Below are 20,847 nucleotides of genomic sequence, written 5' to 3'. Positions count from 1 at the left end.
TCAGCCTCGCTCCAGCTCGTCAACGGCTTCTCGCTCGAGATGACGGGCAAGGACGTGCCCGCCCTCCTCGAGGCGAAGGACCGCATCCCCGAGGGCACGAGGATCAACGTCACGTTCCTCGGCAACGAGGACCTCGAGATGCGCGTGGCCGCCGCGAAGGCGGTGCGGGACAGCGGCTTCGTCCCCGTCCCGCACGTCTCCGCCCGCCGCCTCGCGTCCCAGGCGCAGCTCGAGGAGTTCCTCGGGCGCCTGCAGGAGGTCGGCGCCTCCGAGCACATCTTCGCCGTGGGCGGCGACCCCGCCACCCCGGAAGGGCCCTACGAGGACTCGCTGTCCGTCATCGAGAGCGGCATCCTGCCCCGGTACGGGGTGAAGGAAGTGGGCATCGGTGGGTACCCCGAGGGCCATCCGGACATCCCCAAGCCGGTCCTCGCCAGCGCGCTCGAGGACAAGGCCGCGGCCCTCAAGCAGCAGGGGCTCGGAGCCGTCATCATCACGCAGTTCGCGTTCGACATCGACCCCGTGGTCGCATGGATCGACGCGGTCCGCTCCCGCGGCATCGACGCGCCGGTCCGCGTCGGAACCCCGGGCCCAGCCGGCATCAAGCGGCTCCTCGGCTTCGCCCGCCGCTTCGGAGTGGGCGCCAACGCGATGATCGTGAAGAAGTACGGCTTCTCGCTCACCAACCTGATGGGCGACGCCGGCCCCGACCGCTTCGTCGACGACCTCGCCGCCGCGCTCGCCGTGCCGCGGCAGGGAGAGCCGGCGCAGGAGAGCGAGGCCGAACGGCTGAGCGGGGTGGGCCTGCACTTCTACACGTTCGGCGGCCTCGGAGCGACCGCCGACTGGGTCCGGTCCTTCACGGCAGAGCGCAGCTGAGGGGACCGGGCATGGTCGTGCACACCGGGCCCGAGCGGGACCAGGCCTGTCTGATCGTCCACGGCCCGGACCGGCCGGGGATCGTCGCCGCCGTCGCTGCCCTCGTGACGCGGCACGAGGGCAACATCGTCAGCCTCGACCAGTACTCCACCGACCCAACGGGAGGGGACTTCTTCCAGCGGGTCGTGTTCGGCCGGCGGGACCTCGCCGTCGCGATGCCGGACCTCGAGGCGGACCTCGCGCAGACCCTCGGGCCGATGGGCATGGAGTGGTCGCTCACCGACCGGTCCGTGCCGAAGCGGATGGCGATCATGGTCTCCACCTCGGACCACTGCCTCCTCGAGCTCCTCTGGCGGCACCGCCGGGGGGAGCTGCCCGTGACGATCCCCATGGTCATCTCGAACCACACCAACGCGGCCGAGGACGTCCGCTCCTTCGGCGTCCCGTTCTTCCACGTCCCGTCCGCGGGCCCGGACAAGTCGGCCGCCGAGGCCGAGATCGTCAAGCTGCTCGCCGGGAACGTCGACTTCGTGGTCCTCGCGCGCTACATGCAGATCCTCTCGCCGGACTTCCTTGACGGCATCGGCGTGCCCCTGATCAACATCCACCACTCGTTCCTTCCGGCGTTCATCGGGGCCGCGCCGTACCGCAAGGCCAAGGAACGCGGGGTCAAGCTCATCGGGGCCACGGCGCACTACGTGACCAAGGACCTCGACGAGGGGCCCATCATCGAGCAGGACGTGGCCCGCGCGACCCACGCCCATTCCGCCGCCGACCTCCAGGCCCGCGGTGCCTACGTCGAGCGCGCCGTGCTCTCCCGGGCCGTCGAGTGGCACGCCACCGACCGGGTGATCCGGCACGGCAACCAGACCATCGTCTTCTAGACCACCGTCAGAACAGCACCGAACCAGCCCTACCGAGACAGAACGAGAGGTTCACCGTGGCACCCAGGAATCTGCAGGAAGTCCTCGACGCATCGGGCAACACCGTCGAGCTCCTGCGCAACTCCCAGATCGGCTCCTACATCTACCCCGTGGTCCCGGCCGACTTCCAGAACTGGATCAAGGAGCAGAGGGCCTGGCGGGAGACCGCCGTGCTCTACGACCAGTCGCACCACATGGACAACCTGTTCATGCGCGGCTCGGACGCCATCAAGCTCATCACGGCCACGGCCATCAATTCGACCGCCAACTTCCCCGTGGACAAGGCCAAGCAGTACGTCCCGACCACCGCCTCCGGCCACGTGATCGGGGACGGCATCCTCTTCCGCGAGGCCGAGGACGAGTACGTCTACGTGGGACGCTCTCCTGCGGCCAACTGGCTGCTGTTCCACGGCGAGACCGGCGGCTACAGCAACCTGGACATCGAGGTCGACCGCCGCTCGCCGTCGCGTCCCTACGGGCACGCGGTCTCGCGCCGGTACTACCGCTTCCAGATCCAGGGCCCCAACGCGTGGCAGGTCATCGAGAAGCTCAACGGCGGCCCGCTCGAGAAGCTCAAGTTCTTCAACATGTCCACCATGACGATCGACGGCACCACCGTCCGCACGCTCCGGCACGGCATGGCCGGCGCGCCGGGTCTGGAGATCTGGGGGCCGTACGAGGACCACGACCGGATCATGAACGCCATCGTGGAGGCGGGCGCGGAGTTCGGCCTCGTGCCGGTCGGGTCCCGGGCCTACCCGTCGAACACGCTCGAGTCCGGGTGGATCCCGTCCCCGCTGCCCGCGATCTACACGGGTGAGGCGGAGCGCGCCTACCGCGAGTGGCTCCCGGCCGACGGCTACGAGGCCACCGCGACGCTGGCAGGCTCCTTCGTGTCCGAGAATATCGAGGACTACTACCTCACCCCGTGGGAGCTCGGCTACGGCTCCTTCGTGAAGTTCGACCACGACTTCATCGGCCGCGACGCCCTCGAGAAGGTCGACCCTGCGACCCAGCGCCGCAAGGTCACCCTGGCATGGAACGCCGAGGACCTGGGCAGGATCTTCTCCTCGCTGTTCGATGTCGACGGCCCGCACTACAAGTTCTTCGACCTCCCGCTGGCGAACTACGGCTCGGCGAACTACGACTCGGTGGTCGACGCCGACGGCACCGTCGTGGGCTTCTCAATGTTCACGGGCTACAGCGCGAACGAGCGCCGTGGCCTGTCGCTCGGCACGGTGGACGCGAACGTGCCCGAGGGGACGGAGCTCAAGGTGGTCTGGGGCGAGCCGAACGGCGGAAGCTCGAAGGCCGCCGTCGAGCCCCACGAGCAGATCGAGGTGCGCGCGGTCGTCAGCCCGGTGCCGTACTCGACGGTGGCGCGCGCAACGTACCACGGCGGCTGGCGGACGAACTACCAGCCCGCGTAAGGTTGTGGCCCCGGCACGGGGGAGCGGGCTCCCCGTGCCGCAGGCCCACCCCCCACGCCGAAGGAGACCGCCATGAGCCTGAAGTTCGCTCTGCTCGCGCTGCTCCGCGTCGGTCCGCTCTCGGGGTATGACCTGCAGAAGCAGTTCTCGCTGTCGGTCGGCCACGTGTGGCACGCGCCCGACTCGCAGATCTACCCGGAGCTGCGCAAGATGGAGGCCGAGGGCCTTATCGAGGGCGAGGAACAGGCGAGGGGCCAGCGCGGGACGCGCCGCGTGTACCACGTCACGGACGCGGGGGAGCGGGCCTTCGCCGCGTGGATCCGGACGCCGCTCGAGTACGCGCGCGTCCGCGATCCCGCGCACCTCAAAGCCGCCTACCTCGAGAACGCGACCCCGCTCGCGGCGCGGGCGTTCTTCCGCGCGCACATCGAGCAGTGGGAGGCGGAGCTCGCCCAGTGGGAGGGCGAGCTCCAGCGAATCGCGGCTGTCGAGAACCCCATGCTCGTGCGCCGCCTCGCGGTCACGCCCGCCGAGGACCAGGAGCGCACGATCGCCTTCAAGCGGTTTGCCTACGAGGGCCTCGTCGAGCGGGCCCGCGGCGAGATCGCGTGGGCGCAGCGCGGGCTCGGCCTCGTCGACAGCCTATCCGGCACGGACGGCTCCTGGGCCGCCAGCACGACCGTCGCCGAGGCGTAGCCGCGCTGCTCGGCGGTGCTGCTGCTCAGCGGTGCTGCTCGTCGGTCGCGCTACTCCGTGTTGGCGTGGGCTGCCCGGGCCGCGTCGTTGTCGACCTGCCTTCGTTCGGCGAGGACGAGGCACGCCGCGTCCAGCGAGAGGTGGGTGGCCTGGTCGAACAGGCTCGAGAGCGGCTGGCGGCTGGGGGCCTCGCCGGGCCGCCGGTGCTTGGTGGCCGCGGGCAGGACCAGCCTCGTCGCCGCCAGCCGCGCGAGCGCGGACTCGGCATCGGAGGTGACCGCGTGGACCCGCGCCCCGGCCGCGACGGCGGCCTTCGCGACCTGGACGGTGTGGGCCGTGGTGCCGGATCCGGAGACCGCGACGAGGAGGTCGCCGTCGCGGAGGGCTGGGGTCGTCGTCTCGCCGACCACGTAGGCGGTCAGGCCCAGATGCATGAGGCGCATCGCAAACGCCCTGCCCATGAGGCCGGAGCGGCCCTCGCCGGTGACGAAGACGCGCGGGGCCTCCTCGAGGGCGCGCACCGTCCCTTCGATCTCGTCGCGGTCGACGCCGGCCAGGACGGGCTCCAGTTCGCGGGCGATCGTGGTCAAGGAATCATCGGCCACTGCGGGTCCTTTCGAGGCTGGTGAGGCGGCGGCGCAGCTCCTGCGCCGCGGCGAGCGGGTCGGCAGCGCCGGTGACGGCGCTGCCCACGATCACGCGCAGGCGCGGGATGCCTGCGAGGGTGGGCAGGTCGTCGGCCCCGAGCCCGCCGGCGAGCGCGAGCCTCCGGCCGGTGGCCCAGGCGCCGAGCAGGCTGGCCGGCCCGTCCTGCGCGGACTGGACGTCCTTGGCCACGTGGGCGGCCAGGACGGCGTCGTCGGGCAGGCTCGCGGCCAGCTGCGCGCGCCGCCCCCCGGTGGTCGCCATGAGGTCGACGACCGTCTCGGCACCGTAGTCTTCGGCGGTGCCGAGGGCCTTCTCGAGGGTCGCGTCGTGGGCGACGGCGAGCACCGTCGCCGCCCGCGCCCCCGCCTCGAACGCCATGCCGAACTCGGTGGCGGCGTCGTCGGCAGTCTTCAGGTCCGCGAGGACGGGCGTGGGTCCGGCCGCCGCGACGATCTCACGGACCACGTCCATGCCGTGCGCCTTGATGAGCGAGGTGCCCACCTCGACGACGTCGGCCGACGGGGCCAGCTCGTGGGCGAGGGCGAGCGCCCGTGCCCGGGGGAGGCGGTCGAGTGCTATCTGGAGCTCCAAGCGGGTCCTCCTAGGTGGTCGGGGCCATGGCCGCGGCGGCGATGAAGGCGTCGAGCCCTCCGCGCGTGGGCAGGCCGTCGCGGTCGCCGCGGTGGGTGGTGGCCAGGGCCCCCACGGCGCTCGCGCGCTCGAGGGCGGCCGCGTCGTCGAGCCCGTCGAGGTAGGCGCTGATGAGGCCCGCGGCGAACCCGTCGCCCGCCCCGACCGTGTCGACGACGCCGACCCGGAAGCCCGCGTGGTCGAGCCGGCCGTGGGCGGTGTGCAGGGACGCCCCGGCGGCGCCGTCCTTGACCGCGACGCGCGAGGCGCCGAGGGCGAGGTAGAAGTCGGCGATGCCGTCCGCGCTGTCCCGGCCGGTGAGCAGCAGCCCTTCGGTCCGGCCCGGCAGCACCCAGTCGGCCGCGGCAGCGATGGCGTTCGTCGCCTCGACGAGCTCGGCCTCGCTGCTCCACAGGGTGGGGCGGATGTTCGGGTCGAAGGAGACCGTCGCTCCGTTGGCCCGCGCGATCTCGAGGGCGCGCACCGCGAAGGCGCGGGTGCTGGCGGAGAGTGCGAGCGGGATGCCGGTGAGGTGGAGGTGCCGGGCCGAGGCGATGCACGCGTCTGTCGCCTCGCTTGGGGTGAGCCGGCTTCCGGCGGATCCCTTCCTGAAGTAGAACACCTCTGGGTCGCCGCCGAGGGCCAGTCCCTTGAGCTGGAAGCCGGTGGGGGCGGCGTCGTCGACCGTGGTTGCTCCCGTGTCCACGCCTTCGGCGCGGAGCGTGGCGAGGGCGTAGCTGCCGAAGGGGTCTGCCCCCACCCTCCCGATCCATCCGGACCGGTGCCCGAGCCGGGCCAGGCCGACGGCGACGTTGGTCTCCGCCCCGGCCAGTCCGCGCTCGAAGGCAGTCACCTCGTGGAGGGGCCGGGGCTCGCAGGCCATGAACATGGCCATGGCTTCGCCGAACGTGACGGCGTCCAGGGCGCTCATGCCGCGGCCCCCTGCCGCGCGTGCCAGGCCTCCACCGGGTTGCTGAGCTCCCCGAGCCCGTCGATGCGCACGCCGACGGCGTCCCCGGCGCGCAGGGGTGCCTCGGGGCCGGGGGCCCCGGTCAGGACGAGGTCGCCCGGACCCAGCGGCATGAGCCGGGCCACATAGGCCAGGATCTCGCCGGGGTCGCGGGCGAGGCCGGCGGTGGAGGCGCGGCTGGCCTCGACGCCGTTGACGGTCACGGTGATCTGGAGGTCGCCCGCGTCCAGGCCGGTCTCGGTCCACGGCCCGACCGGGGTGAACGTGTGCCTGCTCTTGGCGGCGGTCCACAGCGGATCGTCGTGCTGGGCGCTCCGGTCGGTGACGTCGTTGGCCACGGTGAGGCCGAGGACGCACGAGAGCAGATCCGAGGGGCGTACGCCCGTGGTCTCCCGGCCGATCACGAGGGCGAGCTCGCCCTCGGCGACGGTCCGGCCGGCGTCGTCCGGGAGGCGCACGGCGGCGCCCGGGCCGACCACGGAGCGCGCGGCCTTCAGGAAGGCGGCCGGCGGGAGCGCCCTGTCGGCCGCGCCGGTGTTGTGCGCCATGCCGACCACCGTGCGGGGCTCCGCCGGGGCGAGCAGCCGCGCCACCGCGGGGGAGATCCTCGTCCCGGTGTGGCGCGGCCGGGGTGCGAAGGGGTCGGCCAGTACGGCGAACTCCTCGCCCTCCCAGCTGGCGTAGCTGGTGCCTCCGGCGTGGGCGATCCTGCAGATCCGCATCGTCTCAGGACTCCGCCGTGCCGAGCGCGGACCGGGACGGCTTCGCGGCGCGCGGGCGGACGAGCGGGATGAGCACCGCGGACCCCGCGAGGCTGACCGCCATGAGCAGGAACGAGGCGCTGCTCGATCCGGTGGCGCCGTCGAGCCAGCCCACGAGGTAGGACCCGGCGAATCCGCCGAGGGCGCCGAGGGAGTTGACGAGAGCAATCGCCGGACCCGCCACGTCGCGGGGCATGAGCTCCGGGATCGCGGCGAAGAACGGCCCGTACGGGGCGTACATCGCGGCGCCCGCGACCACCAGCAGGACGAAGGCCGCCCAGAAGTTCGAGGGCCCGATGAGGTAGGAGCCGTAGAACGCCACCGCGCTGAGTGCCAGCCACGGCCAGACGTACCGGTTGCGGTGGCCCGAGAGGTCCGAGAGGCGGCTGTTGACGACCATGAGGATCACCGCGAAGACGTAGGGGATGGCGGAGATGAGCCCGGTCATCCCGATGCCCTCGCCGCTGGCGGCCTTCACGATCGAGGGGAGCCAGAAGACGAAGCCGTAGACGCCGACGCTCCACAGGAAGTACTGCACGGACAGGATGACGACGTTGCGGGACCGCAGCGCGCTCCACAGCGAGGCGGCCGGGGTCATCGAGCGCTGCTCGGCGTCCAGTGCGTCCTCGACGTAGCTGCGCTCGTCCTTGCTGAGCCAGCGCGCCTGGTGCGGGTGGTCGGCGACGAGCGCCCGGAAGACGAAGGCCCACGCGATGGCCGGAACACCCTCGATGATGAACATCCACCGCCACGACGTCGCCTCGACGAGGTAGCCGGACACCGCGGTCAGCCACAGGACGGTGACCGGGTTGCCGAGGATGAGGTAGGTGTTGGCCCGGCCCCGTTCGGCCTTCGTGAACCAGTGGCTCAGGAAGATCACCATGGCGGGCAGGACGGCGGCCTCGACGACGCCGAGGAGGAACCGCACCACCATGAGCCACGTAACGTCGGAGACCACGCCCTGCAGGGACGCGAGGACGCCCCAGGCGATGAGGCTCCAGAAGATCAGGGTCCGCGCGCTGCGCCGCTCGGCGTAGATGCCGGCAGGCACCTGGAACAGGAAGTAGCCGAGGAAGAACAGGGCGCCCAGGAGGGCCGAGACGCCCGCGTCCAGGTTCAGGTCGGTCTTCAGGCCGCCGGCGACGCCGATGGAGTAGTTCGAGCGGTCCAGGTACGCGAGCGAGTACGTGACGAACGCTATCGGGAGGAGCCGCGCCCAGCGGGCCCGTCCCGGAGACGCTGCGACCGCAGGGGCGGGCCCGTGGCTGGTTGCGGAGTGATGGGTCATGAGATCACCTCAGTGTGATGTTCCATAATATGGAATGGCTTGTCGCCAACCGGAATCAAGTGTGCGCCTCCGTGGGGGTGGGGCACAAGGGGGAGCGAGCGACTTTTTCCTTCTACCGGCACGGTCTCCCACATCGTGGAACGGCTCTGGCATACTGGGGGCATGACGCCGACTCCTCCCGACATGGTCGGAAAGGCCCTGCTTCTCCTGACCCTGCTCGGCGACTACCCGGACGGGGCATCCCTCTCCGAAGTGGCCAGGAAGGCCGGCTTCCCGCCGAGCACCGCCCACCGGCTGGCCACCGCCCTCGTGCGGGACGGCTACGCCTCGGTCGACGAGGCCAGCAGGCGCTACAGCCTCGGGCTGCAGACCTTCTCCCTCGCGAGCCGTGTGGCACACCGGCACGGATTTGCGGGGTCCGCCCTGCCGGTGCTCCGCAGGCTCGCGGACCGGACCGCGGAGAGCGCGCTCATGTCGGTGATCGACGGGCACCACCAGCTCTACGTGCACCATGTCCAGGGCAGCCATTCGGTCAGCGTCAGCGGCGAACCCGGACGGCGCGGCCCGCTCCACTGCACCTCGATGGGGAAGGTGCTCGTGGCCTTCGCGGCCGAGCCTGCCCGCACCGAGCTCGTGGAGCATCTGGAGCTCACGGCCTTCACGCCGCACACCATCGTGGACAGGCAGCGGTTCCGGGACGAGATCGACGACGTCTCCCGTCAGGGCTACGCCGTCGCCGACGAAGAGCACGAGGCGGGCATCCGCGCCATCGGGGTCCCCGTGCGGAATCCCGACGGCGTCACGGTGGCCGCGCTCTCGGTCGCCGCCCCGGCCTACCGCGTCAGCCGCGAGAGGCTCCTCGACTACCTTCCCGCCCTGAACGAGGCCGCGCAGGAGCTGACCGTCCGACTGCCCCCGCGCTGACCCGCCGGGAGGTCCTCAGCGCGGCTCGAGCCGCTCGAGCCGGCGCGCCCAGCTCGGCGCGTGCTCGGGCCGGGGTCCGATCGCGATGAGGCGGGCGGGGACGCGCTGGAGGAGCGGGAAGCGGGCCAGGAGCCGCAGCGGGAGCGGGACCCGGGTGGCCGACGTCGCGAGCGTGCCCTTGAGCGCCCGGCTCACGACGCCGCGGTGCGCGAGCCGCTGGAAGGCCTGGACGAGCCGGGTGGGCGGCAGCCGCCGCGCCTGGACCTCGGCGAGGACCTTCTCCGGGACGGGGCCGGGCGCGTGCCGCATCCACTGGCCGACGATCCGGGACGCGGCGACGGCGTCCTGGATCGCGAGGTTGATGCCCACCCCGCCGACCGGGGACATGGGGTGCGCGGCGTCGCCGATGAGGAGCAGGCCGTCCCGGTGCCACTCGCGCAGGCGCTCGACGCGGACTTCGAGGAGCTTGACGTCGTCGAGCGAGCCCGGCCACCGTGTGAGCCGGTCGGCGAGCCAGGGCTGCAGCCGCGCGAGCCTGGCCTGGAACGCCTCGAGGCCTTCGGCGCGCAGCTGCGCGTCCTGGCCCTTGGCGATGAGGTAGCCGCACTGCCACTCGTGGCCGCGGTCGATCATGACCATGAACTCGCGCCCGGAGAGCCGGCCCACGCCGCCGTCGGGATCGCCCTCGTGGCGGGGCAGCCGGAACCACCACACGTCGATCGGCGCGCCGAAGGTCTCGGCCGAGAGCCCCGCGGCCGCGCGCACGTCCGACCAGCGGCCGTCGCACGCGACGACGAGGTCGGCGCCGAGGAGGTGCTCGGGGAGGGGTTTCGACTCCGCTGCGCTGCGCTCAACCGCCGTGGGGCGGTAGTCGCGCCACCGCACCCCGGCGACCCGCCCGCCGTCGTGCGCCAGGCCCACCGCCTCCGCCGAGCGCAGCAGCGTGAAGTGCGGCTCGCGCTCCGCGGCCTCGGCGAGCATCTCGAGGAAGTCCCACTGCGGGACGAGGGCCACGTGCCGGTGCAGCCCGGGCAGGGAACGGCCCAGGTCCGCGAGGCGCACCGTTCCGGCGTCGAGCTGGATCTCCGCCCGGTCCATGAGCCGGTGGGGGAGCTCGGCGAACGCGGAGCCCAGCCCGAGCTCGTCCAGGAGCGTCAGGGTCGACGCGTGGACTGTGTCGCCGCGGAAGTCGCGGAGGAAGTCCGGGTGCTTCTCGAGCACCGCCGTCTCGATCCCGCCCCTCGCGAGGAGGAGCCCCAGGACCATGCCCGCGGGGCCGCCGCCCACCACCGCCACGCGTGTCCGCTCGGGTGCAGCCATGGCTCCAGCGTACGCGGGGGCGCCCGGGGAGTCAGGCGGCGCGTCCTAGTCGATCTGCTTGACCGTGATGGTCACCGGCTGGCTCGTGGTCCCCTGGTACATCGCCGTGATCCGGGAGGTCCCGGCCTTCTCGGGGTAGGCGTTGCCGTGGTCGTCCATCCGGACCGCCTCGCCGTTCTCGGAGGACCAGGACACGGCGTCCACGGCCTCGGACTTCCCGGTCGTGTAGGTGACGGTCGCGGTCAGCTTCACGGGCTTGTCGCCCACGAACAGCGGGGGCACGGTCGCGGGCGCGATCTGCACCCGCACCACCTCCGGCGGGGTCACGACGACGAGGGCGAGCGCTTCGTACGAGGCCCCGAGCGGGTCCTTGGCGGTGGCCGTCAGCAGCGCGCTGCCCGGCGCGACCCCGGTGACGGTCCCCGTCGCGTCCACCGTCGCGATCTTCTCGTCGCTGGTCTTCCAGGTCAGCTGGGAGGCCGGGATGACCGAGTTGTCGCTCAGGCGCAGCTGGGCGGAGAACGCGGTGGTCAGCCCAGCCCGGACGCTCGTGCTCTCCGGGTCGACCTGCAGCGCGCGGACCGTGACCGAGGGGGTGGGGGTGAAGGTGGACCCGGGGACCACCGAGAACGTCAGCGATGAGGTGAAGCCGCCGAACGTGGCGCTGACGGCGGTGGAACCCTCGGCGACCGCCGTGAGCAGCCCTGCGCCGTCGACCGCGACCACGGAAGGATTCGCGCTCGACCACACCACCCCGTCCTCGAGCTGCCGGGTGCGACCGTCGCTCAGGGTGGCCTTGGCCGAGGCCTGGATCTTCAGGCCCGGCGGGAGCTGCTGCCCCGGCGCCGTGACGACGATGCCGATCACCGTCGCGGAGCGGCTGCCGTCGCCCCCGGCCGTCCCGACGAGCCGCACGATGACGAGCGCCGCCGCGGCCGCGAGCACAGCGACCGCCGTGAGGACGCTCAGGAGCGTGACACGGTTCCGGAGCCGCTCGTGCCCGCGTGCGACGGCGCTCTCCAGGTCCGCGGGATGCCTCGCCGCGAGCTCGGTCGCCTCGGCGTAGAGCCGCTGCCGGAGATCGCTGTTCACGGCGACCCGCTCCCGGTGGGGCCGCTGCCGAGCGAGAGCTGGGCCTGCTCGTTGGCGCGCGCGAGGCGGTCGGTGACGGTCGAGGTGGTGCTCTCGGTCAGTCCGGCGATCTCGGCGATGGTGAGCGCGGCGAAGTCGTGGAGCACGACGGCGACGCGCTCGCCGATCGGCAGCTTCGCCAGGAGGGTCTTCGCCTCGGCGGGGGTCTCGGGCCGGGCCCAGCGGTCCCTCTTCTCAAGGAGCTGGACGAGCACGCACAGCGTGTAGAGCCGCAGCTGCGGGGTGACCGGGCCGCGCCAGACCTCCGCCGTCCGCGACCAGGCCGCCTCGAGGAGGGCCTTGGCCTGCTCCGGGTCTCCGCACAGCAGCTGCGCGCAGAGCTGGAGGTCCCCGCGCTGCTGCTCGAAGACGCTCTCGATGTCCTGCTGCCGCCCGGACAGCGCTGCGGTGAGCTTCAGGTCTCCCGGCAGGCCGAGCTCGATGTCCCGCACGGCGGGCACGACGGCGGCGAGGAGGACCAGGGCCCCTGCGCCGATCGGGACGGCGGAGAGGAGCGTCGGCACGAGCCACCCGGCCGCGATCGCAGCGATCCCGACGGCGGCGACGAGGACCCGCGCTGGACGGATGGCCGCCCTGAAGCGGCGCTTGGGCAGATCGCACATGACGCACCCCTGAGGTCTGGACCCATTTTACGTCCAGCAACTGGAGCAACGTGAGGGTCCACGACCGTCAGGGGTGGGCGCGGGCGTCCTTCCCGGTGCCTGCTAGTTCTTGACGTAGCCGTTCGGGTTGAGGACGTACTTGGTGGCGGCGCCGGCGTCGAACTCGGCGTAGCCGCGCGGCGCGTCGTCGAGGCCGATCGCCGTGGCGTTGACGTTCTTCCCGATCTGGACGCGGTCGTGGAGGATCGCCATCATGAGCCCCCGGTTGTACTTCATGACGGGGCACTGGCCGGTGGTGAAGGACAGCGACTTCGCCCACCCCGTGCCGAGCGAGAGGGACAGCGAGCCCTTCTGGGCGGACTCGTCGATGCCGCCGGGGTCGCCCGTGACATAGAGGCCCGGGATGCCGAGGGCGCCCCCGGCTGCGGTGATGTCCATGAGCGAGTTCAGCACGGTGGCCGGGGCCTCCTTCGCCCCTGAGCCGTGGCCCTTGGCTTCGAACCCCACCGCGTCGATGCCGCAGTCCACGAGCGGCTCGCCGAGGATCTGCTCGATCTGCTCCGCCGGGCCGCCCTTGGTCAGGTCCACGGTCTCGCAGCCGAAGCTCGCCGCCTGCTTGAGCCGGTCCGCGTTCATGTCCCCCACGATGACGACGGCGGCGCCCAGCAGGAGCGCGCCCGTCGCCGCCGCGAGGCCCACCGGTCCGGCCCCGGCCACGTACACGGTCGAGCCGACCCCGACCCCTGCGGTGACGGCGCCGTGGAACCCCGTGGGGAAGATGTCCGAGAGCATGGTCAGGTCCATGATCTTCTCCAGCGCCTGGTCGCGGTCAGGGAACACCAGGAGGTTCCAGTCCGCGTAGGGGACCAGGACGTACTCGGCCTGGCCGCCGACCCAGCCGCCCATGTCCACGTACCCGTACGCGCTGCCGGGCCGGTCGGGGTTGACGTTGAGGCAGATGCCGGTCTTGCGCTCCTTGCAGTTCCGGCACCTGCCGCACGCGATGTTGAACGGGACCGAGACGATGTCCCCGACCTTGACGAACTCCACGTCGGGACCGACCTCGACGACCTCGCCGGTGATCTCGTGCCCGAGGACGAGGTCCTTCGGCGCGGTCGTGCGGCCGCGCACCATGTGCTGGTCGGAGCCGCAGATGTTCGTGGTGACCGTCTTCAGGATGGCTCCGTGGGGGACCTTCCGCCCCACATTCGCCGGGTTGACCCCGGGCCCGTCCTTGAGCTCGAACGTCGGGTAGTCGGTGTCGATGACCTCGACCTTGCCCGGCCCCTTGTACGCGACCGCTCTGTTGCCTGCCATGGATGATGGCCCCCTGCCTTGGTTCGGCGGGGCCGGTCCCGACCCCGCGTGCTGATGCAGTCGATCTGCCTGGCGCGGGCCGGGCGCACGGTGCCCGTGCGGGTGGCCCGCGTCACTTCTCGGCGGTACGGGCACCGTAGGCAGAGGCGCAGGGGCAGGTCAAGGCACGCCTCAGCCGGCGCTGAGGGGCCAGCCGGTGACCTTCTTGGGGCGCGGCGGCGCGTAGGTGCGCACCTTGGACGTGCTCAGCCCGAGCCGGACCAGGCCCTCAGCGACGGCGACGGCGGCAGCGACGCCGTCGACCACGGGAACGCCGCAGCGCTCGCGGATCCGGGCGTCGAGGCCGCTCATGCCGCCGCAGCCGAGCACGATCACCTCCGCCCTGTCGTCGCCCACCGCTGCCTCGGCCTGGGCGACGATCTCCTTCACAGCCCGCTCGGGGTCCTCCTCGAGCTCGAGCACGCCGAGCCCCGACGCGCGCACCGAAGCGCAGCGGGCATCGAGCCCGGCGAGCCTGAGCCGGTCCTCGATCAGCGGAACGGCCCGGTCCAGCGTCGTCACCACGGAGTACCTGTGGCCGAGGAACATCGCGGTCGAGGCGGCGGCCTCGGTGATGTCCACGACGGGCACGTCGAGGAGCTCCTGGAGGCCCTCCCGCCCGTGCTCGCCGTAGCCGGCCTGGACCACGGCGTCGAACTCGCCCTCGTAGCGGGAGACCGCGTCCATGACCGCGAGCGCGGCCAGGTAGGACTCGAAGTTGCCCTCGCACGAGTCGGCGCCGAAACGTGGCGTGATGCCGACGATCTCCGTGCCCGCCGATGCGGCCGCGCGTGCGGCCGCGGCGATGGAGTCGGTCATGGACTGGGTGGTGTTGACGTTGGCGACAAGGATGCGCATGGGAGTACCTGGCTTCTGCTGGTGAGGACGCCCCGCAGGGGGCTGCGGTGGTCACGACGGCGGCGGGCCGGGCGCGGGGGCCGGTCCGCCGCCGTCGTGCTCGGGATGGTGCCGGAGGCGGGCGTCAGTGGACGCTGGGGACGGCGATGGCTTCGCCGTCGGTGTCGGTGAAGGCTCGGGTGCGGTCGGCGATGAACCAGTAGTTCACGGCGGCGATGCCGGCGCCGAAGAACCAGGCGAACGCGCTCAGCATGGACAGCGCGGGGATGAAGGCGATCGCCAGGGCGACGGCCGCGGCCGGCACGAGGGCGGCGATGGCGCGGGGGTTGACGCCCTTGGTGTAGTGGTAGTCGGCGGTCGCCGCCTCGGTGTACAGCGCCGGGACGTTCACCTTGCCGCGGCGGATGAGCCAGTAGTCCGCCATGATGACGCCGAACAGCGGGCCGAGGAGCGCGCCGAGGCCGCCGAGGAAGTACACGATCACGATCGGGTTGTTGTAGAGGTTCCACGGCAGGATCACGAGGCCGACCACGGCCGAGACCATCGCGGCCCTGCGGAAGTCCAGGCGGCGCGGGAACAGGTTGGTCAGGGCGTAGGTCGGGGCGACGAAGTTTGCCATGAGGTTCACGGCGATCGTGAGGACGAGGAGCGCCATTGACGCGGCGGCGAGCAGGAATGTGTTCGGGATCGAGGCGACGATGTCCGACGGGCTCGTGATGATCTGGCCGTTCATCCTGAACTGGGCCCCGGCGAGGACCACGGTGATCGCGCCGAAGAGGAGCATGTTGACCGGGATGCCCCAGAAGTTGCCCTTGACGATCGCGGCCTTGGTCTTGGCGGAGCGGGTGAAGTCGCAGAAGTTGAGCACGAACGTGCCGTAGATGGAGACCCAGAGGGCGCCGCCGCCGAGGATGTGCAGCCACATGTCCCCGCCGGTGAGGCTCCGGTCGGTGCTCCACGCGATCTCGAAGCCCGCCTGCGCGAACATCCAGACGGCGAGGGCGAGCATGGTGGCGAGGATGATGGGCCCGGCGAAGGCCTCATACTTGCGGATCATCTCCATGCCGTAGGAGACGATGACGACCTGGACGACCCACAGGCCCACGAACGCGATCCACCCGAGAGGGGAGAGGCCGAGGATCTGGCCCTCGTCGAGCGGGGCGAGGCCGGGCGCGACGGCGATCAGCAGCACGCGCAGCACGACCGAGGCCAGGTAGGTCTGGATGCCGAACCACGCGATGGCGACGGCGCCGCGGACGAGGGCGGCGATCTGCGCGCCGTGGATTCCGAAGGCGATCCGGCTCATGACGGGGAACGGGACGCCCGTCTTCTGCCCCATGAAGCCGGAGAGGTTCAGGAGGGCGAACAGGAGGACCGCGCCGACGCCGAGCGCCGCGAGGACCTGCCAGCCGCCGAGGCCCAGGGCGAAGAGGCCGATCGCGAACGCGTAGTTGCCGAGGCTGTGCACGTCGTTGGCCCAGAGGGTGAAGATGCTGTAGGCGCTCCAGCTGCGGCCGACGCGCTGGGTGGGGGCAAGGTCCTTGTTGTAGAGGCGGGTGCTGAGCCCGGCGGGGACGGCCGACGGCGCGTGGCCGCGCGCGGCGTCCGTCGGGACGGCGGCGGTGTCCAGCTCGGGGACGACGGTGTCCGGGGTGCTGTTCATTGGCTGACTCTCTGGGAGGGGGACAAGGAGACTGCGCAACTTTTTGGGACGAGACGGGAGGGTGTGATCCGCGTCTCTCCTTTTGGTATCCCAAATGTACAGTCCTTGGTATCCCAGCGCAAGGGTGGTCTCAAGGCCTTTCCCGCAACCGCGTCCCGGCCGCTGGCCGACCGGGGACGAGAGAAGCGCCGCACCAGGACCCGCCGCGGTGCCCGCGAGGGCGGGTGGGCGAGTCCTGGTGCGGCGCTGAGGGGGAGGGTGGTTGCGCGCGGCACCGGGGGGTGCGGCGCCGCGCGCGTCCGCCCGGCCTTACTGGGCCGGGAGCTGGAGGACCTGGTTGACGAAGATCAGGTTGGGATTGCTGATGGTGGAGGCATTCGCGTCGGCGAGCGTCTGCCATCCGCCCTTGATGCCGAGCTTCTGGGCGATCCCGCTCAGCGTGTCGCCCGCGGCGACCGTGTAGGTCTTGCCGCTCAGCGGGACCTGCGCGGCGTGGCGGCCCTGGGTCGGCGCGGCCTGCGCGGGAGCGGCGGCCTTGGCCGGTGCCTTCTGCACGGGTGCCTGCTGCACGGGCGCCTGCTGGGTCTGGACCGGGGCGGGGGCCGGCGCGGCCTGGACGGGAGTCGGGTTGGCGCCGGCCGTGCCGTAGAGGCCCAGCTTTGCGGAGCAGGCAGGCCATGCGCCCCAGCCCTGTCCGGCGAGCACGCGCTCCGCCACCGCGATCTGCTGGTCGCGGCTGGCGTTGGCGGGGGATCCGGAGCCGCCGTACGCGGCCCAGGTGCTCTGGGTGAACTGGAGGCCACCGTAGTAGCCGTTGCCGGTGTTGGCCGACCAGTTGCCGCTGGCCTCGCACTGGGCGAGAGCGTCCCACGTGGAACCCGAGACGGCGTTGGCGGCGGGGGCTCCGAGGGCGGCGGCACCGAGCGCGGCACCGGAGGCGGCCATCACGGCGAGGGAGCGGCGGGCGGAGGAAGCGAAAGATGTCTTCTTCATAACGGTATGTATGCTCGGGACTCCACCGGCACTCCCTCTGTCCCCAGAAGTCTTCGTGCGCCACCGGCCCCTGACGGTCAACGGTCAGGTCGAGGTGTCTGCTCAGACGGCGGCGAACGGTGGACGGCAGCACCCGGCATATGCAGCCGACAGCGTCAAGGCCGCGGCGATTGTCAACCTCCGCCTCGCGGGGTAGAGGCTTTGGTCCGTTATCGAACCTTGACCTCTACCGTAGAGGATCGGTCCTCCGTTGCCAAACCGTGATCTTTACTGAGAGTCTGCTGGGATTCCGCTGTCTTCTCGTGTCCGTCGGTTTCTTCAGTTCCGGGCCGCCTCAGCCGGGCCTCCCACTTTCGGGAGGCGCCTCAGTCCAGGAGGCTCCGGACGTCGTCGGCGGTCAGGGTCGAGGCGAACATGGCGTCGTCGTCCATGACGGAGGAGAAGAGGGCGGCCTTCTTCTCCTTGAGCTCCATGACCTTCTCCTCGATCGTGCCCTTGGCCACGAGCCGGTACGTCATGACACGGCGGGTCTGCCCGATGCGGTGCACGCGGTCAACGGCCTGCGCCTCGGCCGCGGGGTTCCACCACGGGTCCAGGAGGAAGCAGTAGTCGGCCTCCGTCAGGTTCAGCCCGAAGCCGCCCGCCTTGAGCGAGATGAGGAAGACCGGCGCCTCGCCCTCCTTGAAGCGTGACACGACCTCCCCGCGGCGGCGCGTCGACCCATCGAGGTACTCGTAGGCGATGCCCTCGGCCTCGAGCCGTGCAGCGGCCTTCTTGAGGAAGGACGTGAACTGGCTGAACACCAGCGCGCGGTGCCCCTCGGCGACCACGTCGTCGAGCTGCTCGAGGAGCGAGTCGAGCTTCGCGGGGGACACCCCCTCGTGCGCATCGTCGACGAGGGACGGGTCGAGGGCCATGAGCCGCAGGAGGGTGAGGGAGCGGAAGACGATGAAGCGGTTGCGGTCCAGGTCCTCGACGAGGCCCAGCACCTTCTCCCGCTCCCGCTGGAGGTACTGCTGGTAGAGCTTGCGGTGCCTGGGGTCAAGGTCCACGTCGAGGCGCTGCTCGAGCTTCTCCGGGAGCTCCTTCGCGACGGCGTCCTTGGTGCGGCGCAGCATGAGCGGCCGGACACGCCGCCGGAGCCGGGCGAGCCGGTCCGCGTCGGCGTTCTTCTCGATCGGCTTGGCGAAGTCCTGGCCGAAGTGGTGGGCCGCCGGGAACAGGCCCGGGGCCACGATCGCGAAGAGGGACCACAGCTCCATGAGGTTGTTCTCGAGCGGCGTGCCCGTGAGGGCGAGCTTGAACGGCGCCTCGAGGTCCCGGGCGCACTGGTGGGCCTTCGTCGCGCGGTTCTTCAGGAACTGTGCCTCGTCCATCACGAGGCCCGACCAGGCCTGGGCCGCGTACGCCTCGAAGTCCAGCCGGAACAGGGCGTAGCTCGTCACGACCAGGTCCGCGTCCGCGCACGAATGCGCGAGCGGCACGCCGGACTTCCCCTCGGTGTCGGTCAGTGCGACCGTCCTCAGGCCGGGCGCGAAGCGCGCCGCCTCCGTGGCCCAGTTCGCCACGACCGAGGTAGGCGCCACGACGAGGAACGGCGGCTTCGGCCCCCCGGCCCGCACGTGCAGGATGAGTGCGAGCGTCTGGAGGGTCTTGCCCAGCCCCATGTCGTCCGCGAGCACGCCGCCGAGCCCGTGCCGGTGGAGGAAGGCGAGCCACTGGAACCCCTCGTCCTGATAGGGGCGAAGCTCCGCCTGCAGGTCGGCGGGCACCGGGACCCGGTCGAGCGCATGCGGGTCGAGGAGGCCGTCGACCGCGGTCCTCCAGCGCGGCGCCTGGACGGTCTCGCCCGCGATCTCGGCGATCTCGTCCCAGAGCCCGGCCTGGTACAGGCTCAACCGGGGCGGCTTCTTCGAGGTGCTCTCGGCGCGCCACTCGCGCAGCTCGTGGGATTCGTCGATGAGCCTCTTGAGGCGGCGGATCTCAGGCGTGTCGATGCGGAACCAGGTCTTGTCCGGCAGCATGACCTTCTCCCGCCCCTTGGCCAGGGCCGTGAAGATGTCCTGGAACGGGATGGAGCGGCCCTCCACCGTGACCATGAGCCCGAGGTCGAACCAGTCGCGCTTCTCGCTCTCGACCGTGCTGACCACGAGCTCGGGGGCGCCGTGGAGCTGCCGGTAGTCGGGCCTTGTCCCCTCGACTCGGACCTCGATCCCGTCCGCGGCCTCGAGGACGGCAAGGGTGCGCTCCGCGAAGTCCGCGGTGTCGAGGCCCTCGAGCCTGGCCGGGCCGAGCGGCTTCCCCTTCAGGACGCTGTCCGCGAGGGCCGCCGCAGCCGCGGCTGTCCTGGACTCCTCCTCCGACTCGTCCCGGCGCATGCCTTCGCCGGGGGAGGCCACGAGCGGCAGCCGCCGGACGGCGTCGCCCGAACGGTACTCCCAGTGCCAGTCCAGCCGCAGGACGTCGCGCGGCTCGAAGCGGGCGGTGAGCACGAGCGCGGGCGGCTCGATGGGCGGCAGGCCGAGCGCGTCGTCGTCCGCGGTGAGGGTGACCGCGCGGGCGAGGTCCGGGTAGAACTCGGCGACGAACGACTCGCGGTCGTCCGCGGGGATCTCGATGCCCTCGGGCGTCTGCAGCAGGGCCCGCTCGCGGTCGCCCAGGCGGGACGCAGCCTGGGCGAGGATGATGCGCTCCTCGGTGCCGGCGCGCACGACGGCGTAGGCCCCGTGGTCGCCGATCGTTCCCGCCGCGGTGGTCGGCGCCGGGACGCCGCCGATGGCGAGGACGGGCACGAGGCGGATCGCGCCGTCGTCCGCGGGAAGCGCCTCGAGGCTCACCGAGGCGAGCTCACGCGCGACCTCGACCGAGACGCCCTTGCGGGTGCCCACGAGCTCGACGCCCACGTGGGCCGCCGCATCGAGGAGGGTCCACAGGAGGGGGCTGATGAAGTCGTCGAGGTAGATCCAGGGGTCATTGCCGTTCCAGTACCCCGACCCCGTCCCGAGGCGGAGGGCCTGGATCTCGCGGAAGCAGGCGAAGTGGGCCTCGACGTAGTCCCCGTTGTAGTCCTGGCGGCCGAACGTGCTCCACGTGAGGTTTCCCTTGACCCATTTGCCGGTCTTCGGGCTGCTGGCCACCGGGCGCATCGCGAGCTTGCGGCCCTGGCTGAAGCGGGGCGCGTGCGGGCCGCTGAAGCGGCGGGAGAACGCGGCGTCGAGGTCGCGGAACTCGAACTGGAGGCCCAGGCGCTGCGCCGCCGCGCCCGAGCGGCTGCGCGCGCCGGACGGGGAGATGATCTGCCGCAGCTCCGCCTTCCATGCGGGCTCCGCGGCCTCGGCGCGGCCCCGGGCCGCGCCCGCCAGCCCGCGGAGGTGGTCCGCGTTGGAGGCCAGCACAGTGGCGGCCATGTGCTTGCAGTCCGTGCCAACGGGGCAGGTGCACCACCCGCCGTCGTACCTGAAGGTGGAACCGGAGGGCTGGAGGTACACCTTGACCTCGTACGGCTCGGGGTCGCTGCCCTGGACCAGGCCGCCGAGCTCGAGCGCTCCGGAGTTCCAGTCCAGCTCGAGGACGTGCCCACCACGCGTGTAGGCGTTGGCCTTGGCCATGGCGGCCGGACCCACCCGGTGCAGCATCGTCACCGCGTCGACCAGCGGCAGGCTGGCGATCGCCAGACCGTCGCGGGGTGCGGGGAAGGGGGTGGGGGCCATGGATTCCATGCTCCCACGCCCCGCCGACGCGTTTCGAACCGGGA

At 71.7% G+C, this 20,847-nt stretch carries 18 protein-coding genes; 5 read left to right on the top strand and 13 right to left on the bottom strand.

Annotated elements, in window-relative coordinates; translation table 11 throughout:
* Positions 1-39: 39 nt before the first annotated feature.
* The 4 genes from ACQ5BE_RS06790 (at position 40) to ACQ5BE_RS06775 (ending at position 3,928) form a co-directional block, all read left to right on the top strand.
* The gene (locus ACQ5BE_RS06790; protein WP_430296300.1) at positions 40-879 is read left to right on the top strand and encodes a methylenetetrahydrofolate reductase; all 840 of its coding nucleotides are present in this window, start codon (positions 40-42) and stop codon (positions 877-879) included.
* Positions 880-890: 11 nt separating this feature from the next.
* On the top strand, positions 891-1,763 hold the full coding sequence (gene purU, locus ACQ5BE_RS06785; RefSeq protein WP_430296214.1) for a formyltetrahydrofolate deformylase: 873 nt from the start codon (positions 891-893) through the stop codon (positions 1,761-1,763).
* 56 nt (positions 1,764-1,819) lie between these two features.
* Positions 1,820-3,232 (top strand): vanillate/3-O-methylgallate O-demethylase, encoded by a 1,413-nt coding sequence (gene ligM, locus ACQ5BE_RS06780; protein ID WP_430296213.1) that lies wholly within the window; start codon positions 1,820-1,822, stop codon positions 3,230-3,232.
* 72 nt (positions 3,233-3,304) lie between these two features.
* Entirely contained in the window at positions 3,305-3,928 is a 624-nt protein-coding gene (locus ACQ5BE_RS06775; protein ID WP_430296211.1) for a PadR family transcriptional regulator, read from the top strand.
* A 50-nt stretch (positions 3,929-3,978) separates the two neighbouring features.
* On the opposite strand, the gene hxlB is transcribed toward ACQ5BE_RS06775, so the two are convergent.
* The 5 genes from hxlB to ACQ5BE_RS06750 are packed head-to-tail and all read right to left on the bottom strand — an operon-like array spanning position 3,979 to position 8,225.
* Entirely contained in the window at positions 3,979-4,533 is a 555-nt protein-coding gene (hxlB, locus tag ACQ5BE_RS06770) for a 6-phospho-3-hexuloisomerase (RefSeq protein WP_430296209.1), read from the bottom strand.
* Positions 4,523-5,167: an orotidine 5'-phosphate decarboxylase / HUMPS family protein gene (locus tag ACQ5BE_RS06765; protein ID WP_430296208.1), complete on the bottom strand. Its 645-nt coding sequence runs from the start codon at positions 5,165-5,167 to the stop codon at positions 4,523-4,525. The genes hxlB and ACQ5BE_RS06765 overlap by 11 nt, the downstream gene beginning before the upstream one ends.
* A 10-nt stretch (positions 5,168-5,177) precedes the next feature.
* The gene (locus ACQ5BE_RS06760) at positions 5,178-6,137 is read right to left on the bottom strand and encodes a sugar kinase (protein WP_430296206.1); all 960 of its coding nucleotides are present in this window, start codon (positions 6,135-6,137) and stop codon (positions 5,178-5,180) included.
* Positions 6,134-6,898: a fumarylacetoacetate hydrolase family protein gene (locus ACQ5BE_RS06755; RefSeq protein WP_430296204.1), complete on the bottom strand. Its 765-nt coding sequence runs from the start codon at positions 6,896-6,898 to the stop codon at positions 6,134-6,136. The genes ACQ5BE_RS06760 and ACQ5BE_RS06755 overlap by 4 nt, the downstream gene beginning before the upstream one ends.
* Before the next feature lie 4 nt (positions 6,899-6,902).
* Positions 6,903-8,225, bottom strand: coding sequence for an MFS transporter (locus ACQ5BE_RS06750; RefSeq protein ID WP_430296202.1), 1,323 nt, complete (start codon positions 8,223-8,225; stop codon positions 6,903-6,905).
* Positions 8,226-8,387: 162 nt separating this feature from the next.
* Here ACQ5BE_RS06750 and ACQ5BE_RS06745 point away from each other — a divergent pair, with 162 nt between their 5' ends.
* The gene (locus tag ACQ5BE_RS06745; RefSeq protein WP_430296201.1) at positions 8,388-9,149 is read left to right on the top strand and encodes an IclR family transcriptional regulator; all 762 of its coding nucleotides are present in this window, start codon (positions 8,388-8,390) and stop codon (positions 9,147-9,149) included.
* 15 nt (positions 9,150-9,164) lie between these two features.
* Here the strand turns inward: ACQ5BE_RS06745 and ACQ5BE_RS06740 are convergent, their stop codons facing one another.
* From ACQ5BE_RS06740 to ACQ5BE_RS06705, 8 genes are all read right to left on the bottom strand, one after another.
* Positions 9,165-10,469, bottom strand: coding sequence for an FAD-dependent oxidoreductase (locus ACQ5BE_RS06740; protein ID WP_430296200.1), 1,305 nt, complete (start codon positions 10,467-10,469; stop codon positions 9,165-9,167).
* A 45-nt stretch (positions 10,470-10,514) separates the two neighbouring features.
* On the bottom strand, positions 10,515-11,561 hold the full coding sequence (locus ACQ5BE_RS06735) for an Ig-like domain-containing protein (protein ID WP_430296199.1): 1,047 nt from the start codon (positions 11,559-11,561) through the stop codon (positions 10,515-10,517).
* Positions 11,558-12,223 (bottom strand): RNA polymerase sigma factor, encoded by a 666-nt coding sequence (locus ACQ5BE_RS06730; RefSeq protein WP_430296198.1) that lies wholly within the window; start codon positions 12,221-12,223, stop codon positions 11,558-11,560. The genes ACQ5BE_RS06735 and ACQ5BE_RS06730 overlap by 4 nt, the downstream gene beginning before the upstream one ends.
* A 102-nt stretch (positions 12,224-12,325) precedes the next feature.
* The gene (gene fdhA / locus ACQ5BE_RS06725; protein ID WP_430296197.1) at positions 12,326-13,540 is read right to left on the bottom strand and encodes a formaldehyde dehydrogenase, glutathione-independent; all 1,215 of its coding nucleotides are present in this window, start codon (positions 13,538-13,540) and stop codon (positions 12,326-12,328) included.
* A 171-nt stretch (positions 13,541-13,711) separates the two neighbouring features.
* Positions 13,712-14,437 carry an aspartate/glutamate racemase family protein gene (locus ACQ5BE_RS06720; protein WP_430296196.1) on the bottom strand — a complete coding sequence of 242 codons (726 nt, stop codon included), beginning with the start codon at positions 14,435-14,437 and terminating at the stop codon, positions 13,712-13,714.
* 124 nt (positions 14,438-14,561) lie between these two features.
* On the bottom strand, positions 14,562-16,100 hold the full coding sequence (locus ACQ5BE_RS06715) for an NCS1 family nucleobase:cation symporter-1 (protein WP_430296195.1): 1,539 nt from the start codon (positions 16,098-16,100) through the stop codon (positions 14,562-14,564).
* A gap of 309 nt (positions 16,101-16,409) precedes the next feature.
* Positions 16,410-17,093, bottom strand: a complete 684-nt coding sequence (locus tag ACQ5BE_RS06710) for a transglycosylase family protein (protein ID WP_430296194.1) — start codon at positions 17,091-17,093, stop codon at positions 16,410-16,412.
* 365 nt (positions 17,094-17,458) lie between these two features.
* Positions 17,459-20,803, bottom strand: coding sequence for an SNF2-related protein (locus tag ACQ5BE_RS06705; RefSeq protein ID WP_430296193.1), 3,345 nt, complete (start codon positions 20,801-20,803; stop codon positions 17,459-17,461).
* Positions 20,804-20,847 lie beyond the last annotated feature (44 nt).

This window comes from Sinomonas sp. B1-1 (genome assembly GCF_050474465.1).
GTDB lineage: Bacteria > Actinomycetota > Actinomycetes > Actinomycetales > Micrococcaceae > Sinomonas > Sinomonas flava.
This window is presented reverse-complemented; position numbering and strand designations above follow the sequence as displayed.